This is a genomic window from Streptomyces sp. NPDC037100 (genome assembly GCF_055606225.1).
This window is the reverse complement of record NZ_JBVJSX010000004.1, coordinates 562662-579257: the sequence shown is the minus strand read 5'-3', so window position 1 is coordinate 579257 and position 16596 is coordinate 562662. Positions and strand designations below refer to the sequence as shown.

Genomic DNA, 16596 nt, shown 5'->3' with positions numbered 1-16596 from the left:
GCAGCGCCGTGCAGAGGCATGCACGGCGTACAGCACTGAAGTGCATGACGACAGCAGTCGCCTCTCCTGGAGCGGTCTTGGAGACTTCAGGCTTCGGCACGACCGCTATAACTTTCACTGACCGACCCGGGTTCGCCCGCCGCTGCTCAAGATGGCAGGCGCACTTGCGTCCGGTGCCGTCTACTAAAAAGCTTTACCGTCTCTGGGCATGCAGGCTCCTCAAGAGGCTCGACTCCTCCTCCGAAATAGCACTCAACGCCGTGTAGGGCGCTGGCACCGTCCGCCAGCCTCGCCTCTTTTCCCACAACCATCCGCCGGATGCTCCCACGCACCATAGATCTGTAAGCATGCTGGGGAAGTCAGGTTCTCTAGTGGGGAGGCTCTGGAATGAATTACCCAGATTCCAGTATGGCGTAGGGCATCCGGCCCTGTCCGCCCAAAGGAATACGTGAAGTCGCGTGCGCCCGCTACGCCGCAACTTCTGCAGAATATCGGAGGTGTAACTGCTCGTTACGTGGGTTTCTATCATTGACAGCGCGTCATCAGCAATGAAGGAAACGGCCCTGCTAGCCCCGGGGATGATATTAACCATGCCGACATGACCATCGCGAACAAAGGAGCGTACATGTAAAACTCCAAGACGCCGGAGAGGCGTCACCATATTGCTGACGTTGGGGTCAGCAGCCATTGAGGCGTTGTTGCAATCCAAGAAATTGATGCCATGATTCTCCAGTGATTGCAGGTGAGGAATCAATTTCCCACCCAACTGTTTCAATCTAGCGCTGGGGAGAACTTGCACCTCCCAATGCCTGTGCAAGCTAGGGAACTTAGTACCGCGCCGATAGAGATCCCGCTGCAACACCTCAGCTTCCATCTGCTCCTTGTCTGCCCATATGGAGACTTCAAGCGCCTCTACTTGTCCGTCTCGGAACAGATCGTAATCGTGGACGCCGGTGAGGTCTGGGGTGTCGTGGAGGATAACCGGAACATCCGCCACTTCGCGTACATACAGTCGCGCCAAGACCTCTTCATGTCGCTCAACTCCGCTGGCCATAGAGGTTATTTTAAAGGAGTCGAAGTCGTTCCTGCCGTCGATTATCAGAATCGCGCTGCCGGAGAGTACGACTGGACGTCGTCGGGGGCATCGATTCCGGCAGACGCATGCGCGATCGGGCGACGTACCCACTCCCTTGGCTCACGGTCGCAGCCTGGGGCACAGAAAAGCCCAATGCCCAGTCTCCAGCCATGCTGCTTCGACCACGTGCCACTTGTGTGCCAGAACCTGTGGGAACCCTCGGGGAACGGCAGGGGCCAGTCGACGGATCTCCCGAGGCTAGAGCACCCCTCCACCACAGGTCAGAGAAGTAGTGAACCAGGGGGCACCACCCAAGATTTCGAAGCTCATGGCGCAGGCAGCGTGCTCGAGGGCCGGGCCCTAGCTTCCTCTGGTCGAGACCCGTAGAAAGCGTGGCTGAGGACAGTAGGGGTGCAGCGAGGCACACGATCGGTCGACAAACCCGCCGTCGTGGCTGATCGCCATGGTTGAGGTACAGACGACTTGAGCCAACGGTGCACCGTGCGGTCAGGCTGAGGTGACGTCCCCGCGAGGCGTGATTTTGCGATGTTGAAGGGGAATGCAGCCCTGTGGCGGAGTAGGGCCAGGGGAGGGGCAATCAGGTGGCGCAACGGGGCAGCGGCCGAGGCAACGACTATCAGCGGCAGCAGCAAGCCTTACGACGTGCCCAAGAGCAACGGGCGCGACAAGCGGTGCGGGAACGCAAGGCCGCCGAGACGGCCAGCAAGCGGCAGGAACGCGAGCGGAAGGCCGCGTATCAGGAGCAGCAGGCCGAGCAGGCGCGGGTTCGCACGATCGGGGTCGAGCATGAGGTCGAGCAGCTTGGGCAGTTGCTCCGTAACGCGTTGGTTGGCGATCCGCCAACGACCTTTGAGCGCCGGCGGAGGACTCATACGCCAAGAGCGTTAGACGAGCGTCCATGGTCTCGACCGGAGCCTTCACCGCGCTGGGAGGAGTTCGCACCACCCGAGCCTGGTGGGCTGGCTGCTGTGCTGGGTCTTGGCAGGAAGCGCTATGAAGCTGAGGTTGCCGAGGCGCGTGTGCGGTTCGGCGAGGCACAGGATCGCCACAGGCGGGCCGAAGAGAAGCGGCTGGCAACGCTGGAGCGGAAGCGTGCCGAGCACCGCGAGGCCGAAGCGCAAGCCCTTGACGAGGTGGCGATCTTCAACGCGAAGTTGGATGAGGAGCGCGAGGCGTACAGGGCCGGGGAGCCCGCGGCGGTCGAGGCTCATCTAGGGGCTGTTCTGGACGCATCGGTGTATCCAGTGGGCTTCTCGCACGAGCATCGAATCGCCTTTCGCCCTGCCACCGGTGACGTACTCGTTGAGATCCATCTCCCTCCTGAGGCGATCGTTCCGACCGCGCGGGGCTACCGGTACGTGAAGAACCGAGACGAGATGACCGTGCTGCCTCGTCCGGAGAAGGAACGCAAGGAGATCTATGCCACCGTCCTGGCGCAAGTCGCTCTGAGGACAGTCCACGAGGTCCTGACGAGCGATCCGGACCGGATCGTCAATGGCGTGATCCTGAACGGCCATGTGAGAACCGTCGACCGGGCCACCGGTCAGGAGGTCTCACCCTGTCTGGTGACGCTCAGCGCCAGCAGGGAGCAGTTCGGGAAGCTCCGTCTCAGCCAGGTTGATCCAGCGCAGTGCCTCAGGGGACTAAACGCCCTGGTATCGCCCAACCCGTACGATCTCGAACCGATCCGCCCCATCGTCGAGTTCGACCTATCGAAGTACCGGCTCATGGACAGCATGGATGTAGTCGCCGGCCTGGACAGCAGGCCCGTGCTGGTGAAGCTGACGCCCACCGAGTTCGAGCACCTGATTCGCCAACTGTTTGAGGCGATCGGCATGGAGGCCTGGAACACCCAGGCGTCCAAAGACGAGGGCGTTGACGCGGTGGCCGTCAGCAAGGACCCGGTCTTCAACGGTGAGTGCATCATTCAGGCGAAGCGCTACAGCAAGCTCGTGGGTGTTGAGTCCGTCCAGGCGCTCGCCGGAGTGGTCGAGCACAAGCGTGCCGCCAAGGGGGTCCTGATCACCACATCCTGGTTCGGCAGGGCCAGTCACGACTTTGCCCGCCAACATGGCCGGCTCCAGCTCATCGAAGGGCCGGAACTCAAGTACCTGATCAAGGAACACCTTGGCAAGGACGTGATCCCGGGCCCAGTCCCCCCGAAGAGGCGCCCCTCGCGCTGAGGTCGGCGGCCCGCCCAGTCAGACCGAGGAACTGGGCCGTCCCTGGGCCGTCCGAGGCCGCTCGACAGTGGCCGATGACGACCAACGACGACCACCAGACGCACGATCCCACCGCCCCTGACCAGCAAAAACCCAGCTCACCAAGATCCCCGACAACACCCAGGGCAAGAAGTCACTTTAGGTTGTATCCCTCAGCCGATCCGGCAGGTTGTGCCACTCGTGACCGCACCCATCGGCGCAATGCAGCGCCCGCCTGCGGGTGTCCGCGATGCTGAAGAGGGCAACCAGCAGGCGGAAGGACTTTGTGAGTTCGTAGGCCGGAAGCCCTGCCATCCCGAAGCGCCACTTCGTGAGCATCACCGCCGGCGTGTGAGTGGGACGAATGCCGGAACGCGCAATGCTCTCCTGTACATCGTCTTCGCAGGCGCGGGCCTGCCCGCAGAACAGCACCAGTGCGTGCAAGGCCTTGCGCCGGTCGTCCTCCGAGAGGCCCTCGAACCACTCGACACCTTGGGCCATCGGTCTGAGCCCCCGCGCGAGTTCATTCAGGACCACCTCGTGCGCGTTCAACACCGGCCACCTCCCCGAGATACGGACGTCGACGATTCCCTGGCTGTTCAGAGCGAAGGCGTGAAGCCGATGGACTGGTCGAGATGGAACACGGGGCCCGGAGCCGTCGGAGTCCAACCCTCACGCAGGGCGAGCCGTACCGCCATGGCGACACCGGACGGCCGTACCGGCTCAGCCGCTCGCCCGATCCAGTTACTCGGATGCGGCTGGTCGGTGGTGACCACGAGCGTCATCCCTGGGGTGTCCGCATGCTCGACCGCGAACGTGCACGGCGACTAGGCCAAGCCCTGGAAGTACGTCGGCCGGCCTCGCAGCCGCCAGCGGTAGGCCGTGCCGTCGACGACGATCCGTCGTGATCCCTTGCGGACCAGCGCCATGATTCCCCCTCCAACAGCGAAGATGCTAGCGAGCCCGGCCCCGTCGTCCGTCTCAGTTTCCGTCTCATTTAGCGCCGTTCGCGGCCGTTCAGACGGGTCCGAAGGCGGTAGCCGCTTCCACGGCCGACCGCCCATGAACGCAGGTGAACGGCCCCGTCCTATGCCTGTGGAGCCACCACCACAGTTGGAAATCGTGTTGGCGTGAGAACAGAGCAGGTACTGCGCCCGGTCGGCGATACGTGATCAGCTTGGGGTGGTGTGGAGACCATCATCGCCAGTGCCATAGCCGTGGGAGGAGTCGACCACGCAGCGACTCCAGGTGATCCCACAGCTCATCCGACACGATCCACGGTGACGTCCCCACAGCGGACACAACCCGGGGGTTCATCGGATAAGGGGGCCACTCGTCCGCCTACGTTCGCTGTAGCGCTCCCGGCGAGTTCGTCATCGGTGAGGGCGGTGATGTCCTCGGATACCTCGCTCACTCACCGATTCCGATTTGGAGAAGGACGCCGTCGGGCACAGAGGCCGTGAAGTTTGGAGTCAGGGTGAACCTGACCGAGCCGTACTCGTGGTTTCCGGTTAGGCGGATTGTGCCGTTGGAGTCCGTGACTAGGATGCCTTCGGAGTTCACTGCGGCCTCACGTGCCTGCCCCTTGACCGTGTCACCGGACGCGGACACTTCGAAGTTGGCGTCGCCACTGACCTCTTCCGCCCTGGCACCCGGTGGGAGGTTCGTGAACTTCATGGTGGAGGCGAGCGATGCAACATGGAAGATGGGATTCCGCACCTTGGGCTTGAACTTGACCTCGAACTCCCTGCCGGGAGCGCTGCGTACTTCCACCGCGTCGCTGAAGGAAAGCTTGGGGTCGAATGCCGACCATCCGTAGCCATCGTATTCGTTGCTGATGAAGGAGTTGCCCAGAGGCCCCTCAATGGAGACAGCAACATCACCCAGGACCCCAGCGGCACGATCTTGAACGGGGTCGGAGGACGTCCAGTCGACGAACGCAGGCCGGCGAATCAACCCGCCGATTTGGAGAAGGACGCCGTCGGGCACAGAGGCCGTGAAGTTTGGAGTCAGGGTGAACCTGACCGAGCCGTACTCGTGGTTTCCGGTTAGGCGGATTGTGCCGTTGGAGTCCGTGACTAGGATGCCTTCGGAGTTCACTGCGGCCTCACGTGCCTGCCCCTTGACCGTGTCACCGGACGCGGACACTTCGAAGTTGGCGTCGCCGCTGACCTCTTCCGCCCTGGCACCCGGTGGGAGGTTCGTGAACTTCATGGTGGAGGCGAGCGATGCAACATCGAAGATGGGTTCTCGCACCGGGGGATCGAATGTGACTATGAATTCACTTCCGGGAGTGCTGCCACGTACTTCCACCGCGTCACTGAAGGGAAGCTTGGGGTCGAATGCCGACCATCCGTAGCCATCGTATTCGTTGCTGATGAAGGAGTTGCCCAGAGGCCCCTCAATCGAGACAGCAACATCACCCAGGATCCCACCGGCGCGATCTTGAACAGGGTCGGCGGACGTCCAGTCGACAAACGCACGCTTGAGTATTGGCGTTGACATCTCTCTAACCTCCTCGGTGGATCCTTGAGTAGTCCCGGCCACGCATTAGGCACGTCCCGCGCACAACCTGTCCTGCCGGGGCCTTATGTGGGTTCGCCGACAGCGGTTCCTATTTGTGCTCGACCCAAGAGGGGAGTCCTCGCCGCAGAGGATGGGCATGCTGTTGCGCCGTTTTCCACCGTAGCCGCAGATGGTATCTGTCGCCTCCTGAAGTGTGTGGCAACGGTTACGGACTTGGGCCCGGCCGTGCCGCCCTTCCAGGCGCTGCCGATCCTCGGAATCTAGCTAGTTGGCGGCAGTTTTCGCCGCCTCTGCCTTGGGCTTCTCGCGGACGATGCTGCCCGCGTACCTCTTCGGCCTGCACCCGCTTAGATCCGCTCCCGCTCGGAGCCCACCGAGCAACATGAAAGTTGACCATATAATCACCCACATATCGCCGCTGAAGGTGCGTGAAGCCGTGACACCCCTGACAGAAGTCTCCGGCACCAAAGCATCGCGGGCGCCGCTGACGCCACCCTCGTACTGAAGCGGGCGCGAGGGCAGGCCGACGGCCATCCTGCACGTCACCGGCCGGGACGTCGACGAAGCCGAGTACGCCCTTCAGTTCCAAGCCGCTTCCGGCGCCTGGCACCTGCTGGACGGGCCGGTCTCCGACCACACCGTCGGGGACACCCGCGCCGCGATCCTCACGTCCTCAATATTCCTTCGGCGAGCGTGCGCGCTAGCTTGTCTTCGCCGACGAGGCGGTAACAATCCATCGCTTGAGCAACTCGGCGCGGTGCGTGGACGCCATGCCCGCATCTTCTAGGCACCGGTCGCCCGATGCCGCAAAATGACGGCGGGTACCTTGCTAGGTACGTCGCCGCTGCAAGAGAACGCGCAGGACTCGTTCGGCTCGCTGAGCACGCTTCTCGTCAGACAAGAGGACGGCAAGCACAGCGATGAACGTCACCAGAAGAGAGCGGACGAGGATCCCAGCAACGGGAACAACCCAGAGCCAGGTAGACATGGACAGCTCCTCAGGGAGAAGTTGTCCCGCCACCTACGGCTCACCTGTCCGAATCCGGCTTCGTAGCGTTTTGGGATGACCTATACCGGCCTACCTGGGCTTAGTGCGACGCGGTGAGTTCGGACCCGACCCATCACCCGCGACAGCACTGGGATACCCAGTCCGACCACCTTCAACACCGGGCCAAGCGGAGGGCTCCTGACATCTATGGCTGACATCAACGGCGCCGGATGAAGGCAACAGCAGAAGACCTGGCCGGCTGTCGCACCAGTCCCGGCAGCTGCCGGAGCAGGCCGGGATCGAATTCCTAAAGCGGTGGTCACCAGGCCCGGCCCGCCCACCGCCGGCGTGCCAGGTGCACGCCGGACGAGAACAGGGAGCCCCGGACCATTGCCGAGGCTCCCTGCCGCACTGCACACCGCTGTCGCTCAGACCCTCAAGGGTGTCCAGGCGCAACCCGCCTGCGTCCGCGGCTGGTCGCTACACGCAGCACGTCTCGCAATGCGCTGGTCAGTTGGGCAGCGAGAAGGTTCAGCTCCTCCGGGTCCTCGGTCTCGTCGTCGAGTATCTGACCCGAGTGCTCCAGCAGTTGAGACGCCATGCCGAGTTGGAAGGCCTCGATGTGGTCCGCAAGGCGAGAGACGTAGCCGCCGTGGTCGTCGGTGCTCAAGTAGCACGGTTTGCCGTCCGGCCCTGCCCACGGGAGAAGTCTCAGTTCGTCATGTGCCGTCATCCCCGTGTGCCCCTCTCGGTAATTTCGGCGTTGAGCGTCAGCGTGCCACTCGATGCCGAGCCGCTCACCGCGTCACCTCTGGGCTGAGGCCGGCCGGGTGCCGCGTGGCACAGGCAGGCGCAAGCCTCGTAAATCAAGGGAAGGTCGACCGGCGCCGATTGTGGCGACGACTCCGCGCAGGCGTGGTGCGTGCCGATCTGGCACGCAGTCGAGCGGTACGAGGTGGCCGAGGCGTCCGGGCCAAGAGGTTGTCGCCGTGATGGCATCACTGCACCCCCAGGAGGGTCGACCTGGCGTCGGCCGGAAGATAGGGAGCGAGGACGACCCTAGGGCGCCGTGCGCGTTCTTCATGCGCCAGTACGTACGGACGGACAAGAGCGGCGTCCTCACCCCGGAGTGGCTGCCAGTGACCCGCTCTGTCGAGAGCCTGGTCCAGGACGACCGTCGACTCGTCAGCGGATGCAGCGGAAGCGGGAGCAAGTGTCGACCGAGACGGCCGTAAGGGGCGGCGGTGCCTGCCCTTGGGGAAGTACCGTGCTCTGGTGAGCGAGGCGACACGGCGGATACGGTTGAGCACGCTGGTCAGCTCCTATCGCTGATGGCTCGGTCCCCCGACATCGCCCGTCGTGGGGACCGCTTTGTGTACGACCGCCCAGAGGGTGCGGTCGTTCAGGCTGGTGGCGAGGAGCCCGAATCGATCGGCTTCAGCCACCGCCTCTAGGACCTCCCGCCATAAGTCGGCGGTGAGTGAGTCCGGTACCTCCGCCTCGACCGACGTGTGCCAGTCGTGTTCCTCCACGCGCGCGGGAAGCCCGAGGTCGGACAGTCGGGCAGCGATGGCTGCCGCGCGAACTCCCGAAGCGGGCACAGGGCAGCCTCCGTCACCGGCGATCACTTTGAGTGAAGCTAGTTAACTAGATTAGAGCTAGTGGACTAGATTTTCCATATGCCTGAGCAGCCGCCCTACCTCCGCATCGCCGACGAACTCCGGCGGCGGATCGCGGAGCATGTCTGGGAGCCGGGAGATCGGCTGCCCTCCCGCGCCCAGATCGGCCAGGAGTGCGGCGTGGGCGAGAACGTGGTTCGCCGGGCGCAGGAGCTGCTGATCTCCCAGGGCGTGCTGGAAGGCCGCGCCGGATCGGGGACCTACGTCGCCGAGCCCCGGCAGCGGGTGCGGGTCGTCCGGTCGTCTGCACGCGAGCAGCCCGAGAAGTCGCCCTTCCGTGCGGACATGAAGGCCCTGGGCAAGCAAGGCGACTGGGAGAGCAGGACCGACGCCAAGGTGCCGGCCCCGGCCGACATCGCTACGCGGCTGGGTATCGCCCAGGGCGACCTGTGCGTCAGGACGTCATACGAGTTCCTGGCCGACGGCAGGCCGGTGCAGCTCTCGACGAGTTGGGAGCCGTACGACCTCACAGCAGGCACGCTCGTCGTCCTTCCCGAGGGAGGCCCGCACGCCGGGGCCGGTGTCGTGAACCGCATGGCCGCGATCGGTGTCACCGTGAGCCACGCCGTGGAACAGCCCGAGCCGCGCCAGGCGACCGCCGAGGAGGCCTCTCTTCTGGGCATCCAGAAGGCCGCACTCGTCACGCACATCCGGCGGACGTACTACAGCGACGACGGGCGGCCCGTCGAGACAGCGGACATCGTCGTGCCCGCCGCTCACTGCGAGATCGTCTACGAGATCCCGATCAACCGGTAGGCACTAGCTTTCGCGTGGGCGGGCTGGCCCGGTGCTTCGGTGCGTCCACGTCATGCAAGCGGTGAGGGCGGTCAGCCCTGCCGTTCACGTGACGGTGGCCCAACCCCGTACAACGCTGCCATCGAGTGATCATCCCTGGGCCGTCCCTGGGCCGTGCGAGGGTGCCCGAGGCCGACCAATGCCGACCGACGGTGACAGTCGAGTCTCAGCCCTTGACCGCGAACCCCCAGGTCACGGCCTCCGCCCCTTACGCGTTTCCGCCCAGGGGTGGCGGTACGGCAAGATGGGGTGTTTCCTACCAATGGGCTCCACGAAAGTGTCGACGCGTTCTCAGGGTCTCGTCGCTAGGCTCGGCCCCGTGTGCGAAGACGCCCGTCTCATAGCGAACCACCGAGTCCACGTCGTACCCGTTGTCCTAGCTCTGGCCAATCCGCCATGGCAGCAGGACGTTTGGCTTGACCCGTCGGTGTTCGAGAACCTGGACCACGTCTTTCACACGCTCTTCGATGACTTCTGCGACGCCGACGAGCCCGAGCGATCCCTCGGAGTCAGCCTGAGAAGTGAGGAAGAGGTCGCTCTCATGCGTGAGCTGGGCATCGCTCTCAACGCCGCGGCGGCCGAGGCACCCCACGACACCGACGCAGAGTGTCTAAGGGCACCCTCTTGGCCAACGGTCGTAGCGGTCGCGGGTCGTCTCGCTCAGGTCATGGTCGCAAACGATTTGAAGGAACTCGCTGCGCTGCACAACACCAGTCCGAGCACCTCAACGTGAGTCGCAGCAGTGAGTGTCTATCTGCGTAACAACGCGGACAGACAGCGGCGGACGAGTCCGGACACTCACGGACCGTCGCAGCAGGTCAGGGGAGCACTGGCCCAAGGTCGGCGACCTGCGCGAGTTGCTTCAGGACGAAGAGGTCGCTCCGTAAGGAAGCCGAGGTCAAAACGGCAATCAGGTGGCCAAGAAGGCTCGTTGCTCTCACGATGAGTGCATGGACCGGTTGCAGCAGAGTGCTTGGCGGTATGTGGCGGAGATACTCCCACCCGAGGAGCTCCCGATGCTTGCTGCTCATGCACTCGTCGATGGGCGTGATTCCCCCGCCCTGCGCGAACTGGCCGGCCTGCCACGCAGGAGCGACGAGACCGAGATCCGTGAACTGTACGTCCAAGCTCTGCACGAACTCGGCGTACCTCTTCCCGACGAGGAGACAGCCGGCCGCTGGCTCCTCGTGAGCCTCGCGGTCGGTCTGGCGAATGCCGAGCTGAGCCCCAAGGACGTGGTCGACCGGCTGTCGATGACGGTCGCAGCCCGCACCCCGGAGGAGACCCAGTTCCTCTCCATCGCAGCGGACTACAGCGAATGGATGGGCGCGGACGCACTCCCGGGCTGGGAGAACGCTCTCAGGGCCGCGGCCCACTCGTTGACCGCCTCCACCGATCTCGGATCCGGTATCGGCGTGCCAAGGGCGCGGGCGCGACTGACTAACCCACCTGAACGCGGCCCGTGCCAGACCCGTGCCAGATACTGCGGGGAACCACGGGGAACAGCCGTCACCCACCAGAGACGCACCCAGGACACGACACAGATCGACAGCAGGTCAGCGGGACTATCGGGCCTGTAGAACCCAAGCTTCCCAAGCTGAGGGCTTCGATGCTGTAGTTCCGATGCGGGCGGAGTCGCTCACGGCAGTGGCCATGCCGGTCATCATCCCGGCCATTCGGGGGAGATGCGCGCGGCCTCGGGGCGTATCTCACCCTGCGGGGGCATCCCTTGCTGGGACGAAAGGGAGACATGATGCCCCTCTATCTATCAAGGTTCAGCTACACGCCGGAGACCTGGGCGAGACTCATCGGCCACCCCGAGGATCGTGCAAAGGCCGCTCAGTCGTACATCGAGTCCGTCGGCGGCAAGCTACACGGCTTCTGGTACGCGTTCGGCACCCGCGACGGCTACAACTTGTGGGAGGCCCCCGACAATGTCTCCATGGCCGCGGTCGCCCTGGCGATCAGCGGAGGCGGCGCACTGAGCTCGTTTGAGACGACCGTTCTCCTGAGCATCGACGAAACCATGGATGCCCTGCGCAAAGCCGGGCAAGTCCAGTACCGGCCCCCCGGTGCGTAGCGGTCCAGGTGGCCGGCAGCGACGAGTAAGTCCCAGCTTTCGGGCCGTCCCTGGGCCGTCCGAGGCCGCTCGACAGTGGCCGATGACGACCAACGACGACCACCAGACGCACGATCCCACCGCCCCTGACCAGCAAAAACCCAGCTCACCAAGATCCCCGACAACACCCAGGGCAAGAAGAAGTAGATTCCATGATCATGCCCCCGACCTGCGCATACGGCGCGGATCGGGGGCATTTTCAACGATGGGTGGTTCGTTACTGGATCACTGGCTCTGGGTAGTGCCCCGGTACTTTCGAGACCCGGGGGACTCAGTGGCTCGCATATTCGAAGTGATTGCAGCGGTCGGCGTTGTGTCGTCACTGCTCATTGCTGCTTGGCAAACACGAGAGCTTGCACGTCAGACAAAGCTCAACAATGGGCTCGCGGGCGCGACAGCTACCTACAACGGGCTTGAGCGCCTGCATTACGTCGACGGCTTCATTGCCGAACACCCGTCGCTGTACAAGTACTTCTACGGCGGAGTGCCTATTCCGCAGGAGCCGGAGCAGCGGGCTCGCGTGCTTGCCTTGGTCAATATTCTGGCCGACTCGATCGACTACGGCTTGATGACGACCGCAGTCACCCCTGCTGTCCTGGGGTACGAAGGATGGCGGGAGTTCGCTGTCGTAATGCGTCGAGACTGTCCAGCTCTTGTTCACGCGGTGAGGGAGAACCCTGGCTTCTACCCTGCGTTGGTCAATCACTGGAATTCCAACCCTGTCACCGCCTTGTGATCAGCCTAAGCCCCAGCCGAGCGGCCACGACTGCCGCACGACGCCAATTGAGATCATCTCTTACAACGGCTGACACGGTGAGGTGGATCACTCCTGATGGCCGGACCCGGGGCCGGAGTTGAGCGTTCCTTCCGGTGTGGGGATGTCACCGTGGATCGTGTCGGATGAGCTGTGGGACCGCTTGGAGCCGCTGCTTCCGCAGCGCGAGCGGCGCTTTCGGCATCCGGGCCGCAAGCCGTTGCCGGACCGGGAGGTGCTGTGCGGGATCCTGTACGTGTTGCGCACGGGGATCTGGTGGGAGTACCTGCCGCAGGAGCTGGGCTTCGGTGCAGCTCATTGTGTTAACCGTTGTACTAATCGTTCCTCCGTTCGGCCTAACCCCGGGTCGCTGAGGTTCTCGCGCGAACCTAGCGTCTTCCACCAGGGCCGGTCGCCAGCCGGACGACCGGCTGACCGCCCGGCCCCTGCGGTCACGAGGAGCGCAATGAGCGGGGTACCGAAGTGGGGCGGCGAACAAGAACCTGCCCCGACGCACGAAGAGATCCAGGCCAGGATCGGAAAGCGCCTGGACGACGTTGCCAAGATCCTGGCTGGCGCCCTCGTCGCCGTTGCCGGCGTCATGACCCTGCTTGGTCTCAGCAGCGACGTCGTGTTCGTTGCGCTCAACAACGACTCGTGGCCCATCTATGTGGCCTCGCTCTCCGCCATCCTCGCCATCGTCTGCAGCATTGTGGCTCTGCTCGTCCACCCCACACGGCGGGGCAACCTGTGGGAGACCGTTGTGCTCATCCTCGGGGTGATCCTCTATATGGTGGCTCTGAGCGTGGCGGTTATCGGCGCGGCCAAGGCTGCCGGGGGAAACGGGCGGCCGTCCATCACCAACATCAAAGTCGACGGCCCTCGGTCCAATCTGAAATTGAGTTTCGATGTTCATGCTGACGGCGTCGAGACGGGGGCCAGCATTGAGGTGTTTGTGAATGCTGTCAGGGCCGACTTGTCGGAACCTGTTGTTGAGTCGGTCGACGCCTACTCAAGTGAGCTCAGACCCAACGACAAGGGCGTGGTCGAGCAGCGGGTCAGCATGCCGATGTCCCTTCCACCACAGGCCGCGGGCATCAGCATCATGGCCCTCAATGCGGGCGACGGAGCCCAGGACGAGTGTGGCTCGCTCACACGGCGCGGGCCGGCGTGTGCAAGGTTCCGGGTTCCCTAAACGGCTAGGACAACGAGCCGAGTTCTCGCTGGGTGATCAGGCAGCACGGGATCGCATCGAGCAGCGGGATCATCTGGGTGACGTCGCTGCGGCCCCGGACACGGCCATCAGGGCTGATCCCCCTCACTGCGTCAGCCGTTTGTTAGACCTACGGATCAGAAGGTCAGCCCGCAGCACGCCAATCAGCGCGTCAAGCGCGGCAGGACTGTGCATCCTGGCACCATGACGAACCCCGAAGGCCCGTACGTGAAAGTGCACTTTCGGCTTGAGATCGAGAAAGACCGGCCCCCGGCATCGGTGGAGAGCTTGTGGGCCGTCGATCAGGGCGACGGCACCGCGCGGCTCGACAACATCCCGTGGTTCGTTCGAGGCATCGCGTGCGGGGACGTCATAGCTACCGAGCCTGACGAGGAGGGCGTGCGATGGGCCGGCGAGGTGGTACGGCGTTCCGAGAACTGCACCGTCCGCCTCACTCGACGCACCCGCCTTCGGCGGCACCGATGTTGGGCAACGCCCCACGCAGGACGGCACTGCGTGATCGGCTGCGGGTGTGGAGACCATCATCGCCAGCGGCATAGCCGTACTGGGAACGCTGCTCGGTTCGGGGATCACGCTGGCGTTCCAGCAGCGCACCGCCGACAGGGGCCACCGGTTCGCCCGTAGGGAGAAGCTGCGACAAGAACGGCTCGACGCCTGCTCCGCCTACGCCGGCGCGTTGGTCAACTACCGCCGCTGCCTCGTTCACCTCTGGTTCTGCGAACACGAACAGCCGCCACCGGAAGACCCCGACACGGTGCGGATCCGCGCCTACGATCTACGCTCCAACGCCCAAGAGGCACTGTTTCGGGTACAGATGCTCACCGAGGACGAGACGCTGAGCCAGGCCGCGGAGGACGTGCTCGCAGAGGTCACGGCGCTGTCCAGGACAGACAGCAGAGCAGAACTCGACGAGGTCAGGGTACGGACCCGTGACGACATCAGCCGACTGGTCAGGGCAGCCAAGCAGCACCTCTGAGGCGACTGCCGCTGTTTCACGTTGTGAGAGACCCAGCCGTGGGAGCAACTGCCGCAGGCACCGCCCTTGGGGGCATCTGTGTGCAGTGACCAGTTCAACCATGCCGCTCACCACCGGTGCCCCGGCCGGCCAGCACCCTCACGACGCGAACCCCCGTGCCGCTCGCAGGATGTCGCCAGGAGCAGTCCCGCACTGGGCCCATGCGATGCCGACACCTGCGTGCATGCGCACCGTCTGGTCGCCCAGGGGGATCGGCAGGTGGATCCGGGACTGCATCCAGACCGCGGCGGTATGCGCGTCGGCGGGGCCCAAGTCGTCGGCCAGGACGACGAACTCGTCACCGCCGTACCGGGCGACCGTGTCGCCGTCGCGTACGGCCTGACCGAGCCGTCGGGCGACCTCGACGAGGACGCCGTCCCCCGCGTCGTGCCCGAAACGGGTGTTGATCGCCTTGAAGTCGCGGAGGGCGAAGAACAACACGGCCAGGCCATGGGTGTGGTCGTCGCCCACGGGGGCCCATACGTGGGTGTGGGGGATCGCGGGCTGGTCGGCGTGGCCGAGGTAGAGGTCGTCGGCCCCCTCCACGTCGTCGGACGCTTGCTCCGGACGGGCGCAGAGCCGGGCGTCGATGCGGGCGTGCAGCTCCGCGGAGTTCGGCAGGCCGGTCAGGGCGTCGTGCGAGGCGCGGTGGGCGAGATCGAACTCGCGTCGCTTGCGGTCTTCGATGTCCTCGACGTGCGTGAGCAGGAAACGGGGGCCGTCGGCGGCGTCCGCGAGGACACTGTTGCGCAGGGAGACCCACAGGTACGTCCCGTTGCGGCGCCCGAGGCGCAGTTCCGCCCGTCCGCCCTCGGCGCTGGTGCGGAGCAGGACCTCCAGGTCCTCGGGGTGGACGAGGTCCGAGAATGAGTAGCGGCGCATGGCGGAGGACGGGCGGCCGAGCATGCGGCACAGCGCGTCGTTCGTCCGGAGGATGCGGCCGTGCTGGTCGCCGCCCATCTCGGCGATGGCCATGCCGGACGGCGCGTACTCGAAGGCCTGCCGGAAGGATTCCTCGCTGGCCCGCAGCGTCTGCTGCTCCCTTTCCAGTCTGACCAGGGCGCGTTGCATGTTCGCACGCAGCCGCGCGTTGCTGATGGCGATGGCGGCCTGGAAGGCGTACTCCTCCAGATCGCGGCGCTCGTCCGGCCTGGGACGGCGGCGGGTGAGGGGACGGTCCACAGAGATCACACCGATCAGCTCACCCTGGGAGGCGCCGGAAGCGCTGCGGGCGTACATCGGCGCGAAGAGGCGGTCGGAGGGGTGCCACTCGTCCTCGAAGCGGGGGGCGGGGCCGTCGGTGTACCACTGAGGGACGTCGTCGTCGTCGAGGACCCAGCCCTCGGTGTGCGGTATGAACACCAGGTCGCCCCAGTGCTCGCCCATGCCGAGGCGACGCTCCCACGACTCGCGTGAGCCGACGCGGCCGGTGATGAGGGCCTCGGCGTCGGCGTTGCCCGCGAAGGAGGCCGCCACGAGATCGCCGTCCGGGCGGACGAGGTTGACGCACGCCAGCTCGTAGCCGAGACCGGTCACGATTCCGTCGGCGACGATCTGCAGGGTGTCCGCGAGACTGCGGGCGAGATGGAGATTCTGGACCGCGGCCTGCAGATTGTGACTCTTGTCGATGGCCAGCGCGCTGCGGGTGGCGAACTCGGCGGCGACCGACAGATCGGCGTCCTGGAAGGCCGGTTCGGCGGGGTGGCGCAGGAGGACCGCCGTGCCGATGATCCGTCGGCGACCGTGCAGGGGTACGAGGACGGTGTGGCCTCCGCCGGGTGTCTCATGTCCCGCACCGAGCAGTTCCGGCAGCGCGGCCCCGCCGACCGGCGAGTCGCCACCGACGGGCAGCGCCCCGTTCAGTACGTCGAAGAGCGCGCTGCCGGGGCGTACCTCGCACCGCGCGGCACCCCCGCCGGCGTGGAGCGGGTGCACCTGCTGCAACCGCAGCACCAGCGGGCCCATGTGTTCTTCGTCGCCCGTCGGGATCGGGTCCCGCAGATAGACCATGACCGCGTCGGCGACGGTGGGGACGACAGCCCGGCACAGCCGCTTCACGATGTCCTCCGGGTCCCTGCCCCGGGTGATCCGGTGGGCCGCCTCGGAGATGTCGCCCTGGGGGTCGGCGGCCGGTGACCGTGGGGATTCGAGTGCGGGGAGGGATGTCTCCTGGCTGGTCGGCGGGTTGT

Annotated in this window: 15 protein-coding genes and 1 pseudogene; 9 read left to right on the top strand and 7 right to left on the bottom strand. The window is 65.0% G+C overall.

Translation table 11 applies throughout. The features are described 5' to 3' along the window. Window positions 1-193: 193 nt before the first annotated feature. Complete coding sequence (locus ACZ7EG_RS16900; protein WP_471078490.1) at window positions 194-1054, bottom strand: hypothetical protein; 861 nt, start codon at window positions 1052-1054, stop codon at window positions 194-196. A gap of 713 nt (window positions 1055-1767) precedes the next feature. Here ACZ7EG_RS16900 and ACZ7EG_RS16895 point away from each other — a divergent pair. Then, window positions 1768-3279, top strand: coding sequence for a restriction endonuclease (locus ACZ7EG_RS16895; RefSeq protein ID WP_471078488.1), 1512 nt, complete (start codon window positions 1768-1770; stop codon window positions 3277-3279). A 177-nt stretch (window positions 3280-3456) separates the two neighbouring features. Here ACZ7EG_RS16895 and ACZ7EG_RS16890 read toward each other — a convergent pair whose 3' ends face one another. From ACZ7EG_RS16890 to ACZ7EG_RS16870, 5 genes are all read right to left on the bottom strand, one after another. Beyond that, complete coding sequence (locus ACZ7EG_RS16890) at window positions 3457-3852, bottom strand: DUF5958 family protein (RefSeq protein ID WP_471078486.1); 396 nt, start codon at window positions 3850-3852, stop codon at window positions 3457-3459. A 44-nt stretch (window positions 3853-3896) separates the two neighbouring features. Next, window positions 3897-4082: a hypothetical protein gene (locus tag ACZ7EG_RS16885; protein WP_471078483.1), complete on the bottom strand. Its 186-nt coding sequence runs from the start codon at window positions 4080-4082 to the stop codon at window positions 3897-3899. Between the two features lie 625 nt (window positions 4083-4707). Next, window positions 4708-5802: a hypothetical protein gene (locus ACZ7EG_RS16880; protein WP_471078480.1), complete on the bottom strand. Its 1095-nt coding sequence runs from the start codon at window positions 5800-5802 to the stop codon at window positions 4708-4710. Between the two features lie 1445 nt (window positions 5803-7247). Beyond that, window positions 7248-7544, bottom strand: coding sequence for a hypothetical protein (locus ACZ7EG_RS16875; RefSeq protein WP_471078477.1), 297 nt, complete (start codon window positions 7542-7544; stop codon window positions 7248-7250). A gap of 589 nt (window positions 7545-8133) precedes the next feature. Further along, the gene (locus ACZ7EG_RS16870) at window positions 8134-8412 is read right to left on the bottom strand and encodes a hypothetical protein (protein ID WP_471078840.1); all 279 of its coding nucleotides are present in this window, start codon (window positions 8410-8412) and stop codon (window positions 8134-8136) included. 78 nt (window positions 8413-8490) lie between these two features. Here ACZ7EG_RS16870 and ACZ7EG_RS16865 point away from each other — a divergent pair, with 78 nt between their 5' ends. The 8 genes and pseudogenes from ACZ7EG_RS16865 to ACZ7EG_RS16830 all read left to right on the top strand — a co-directional run bounded on the left by ACZ7EG_RS16865 (window position 8491) and on the right by ACZ7EG_RS16830 (window position 14368). Next, complete coding sequence (locus tag ACZ7EG_RS16865; RefSeq protein ID WP_471078474.1) at window positions 8491-9246, top strand: GntR family transcriptional regulator; 756 nt, start codon at window positions 8491-8493, stop codon at window positions 9244-9246. A gap of 358 nt (window positions 9247-9604) precedes the next feature. Next, the gene (locus ACZ7EG_RS16860; RefSeq protein WP_471078472.1) at window positions 9605-10018 is read left to right on the top strand and encodes an SCO4402 family protein; all 414 of its coding nucleotides are present in this window, start codon (window positions 9605-9607) and stop codon (window positions 10016-10018) included. Window positions 10019-10235: 217 nt separating this feature from the next. Further along, window positions 10236-10865: a hypothetical protein gene (locus tag ACZ7EG_RS16855; protein WP_471078469.1), complete on the top strand. Its 630-nt coding sequence runs from the start codon at window positions 10236-10238 to the stop codon at window positions 10863-10865. Between the two features lie 173 nt (window positions 10866-11038). After that, window positions 11039-11365: a GYD domain-containing protein gene (locus ACZ7EG_RS16850; protein ID WP_471078836.1), complete on the top strand. Its 327-nt coding sequence runs from the start codon at window positions 11039-11041 to the stop codon at window positions 11363-11365. A 331-nt stretch (window positions 11366-11696) separates the two neighbouring features. Further along, window positions 11697-12140 carry a hypothetical protein gene (locus tag ACZ7EG_RS16845; RefSeq protein ID WP_471078466.1) on the top strand — a complete coding sequence of 148 codons (444 nt, stop codon included), beginning with the start codon at window positions 11697-11699 and terminating at the stop codon, window positions 12138-12140. A 142-nt stretch (window positions 12141-12282) separates the two neighbouring features. Further along, window positions 12283-13353, top strand: a complete 1071-nt coding sequence (locus ACZ7EG_RS16840; RefSeq protein ID WP_471078463.1) for a transposase — start codon at window positions 12283-12285, stop codon at window positions 13351-13353. Window positions 13354-13575: 222 nt separating this feature from the next. Continuing rightward, a pseudogene (locus ACZ7EG_RS16835) lies at window positions 13576-13824 on the top strand (DUF4265 domain-containing protein); the annotation flags it as partial. A 79-nt stretch (window positions 13825-13903) separates the two neighbouring features. After that, window positions 13904-14368 (top strand): hypothetical protein, encoded by a 465-nt coding sequence (locus ACZ7EG_RS16830; RefSeq protein ID WP_471078460.1) that lies wholly within the window; start codon window positions 13904-13906, stop codon window positions 14366-14368. A 138-nt stretch (window positions 14369-14506) separates the two neighbouring features. Here ACZ7EG_RS16830 and cdgB read toward each other — a convergent pair whose 3' ends face one another. Beyond that, window positions 14507-16042, bottom strand: coding sequence for a diguanylate cyclase CdgB (cdgB, locus tag ACZ7EG_RS16825; protein ID WP_471078833.1), 1536 nt, complete (start codon window positions 16040-16042; stop codon window positions 14507-14509). Between the last annotated feature and the right edge of the window lie 554 nt (window positions 16043-16596).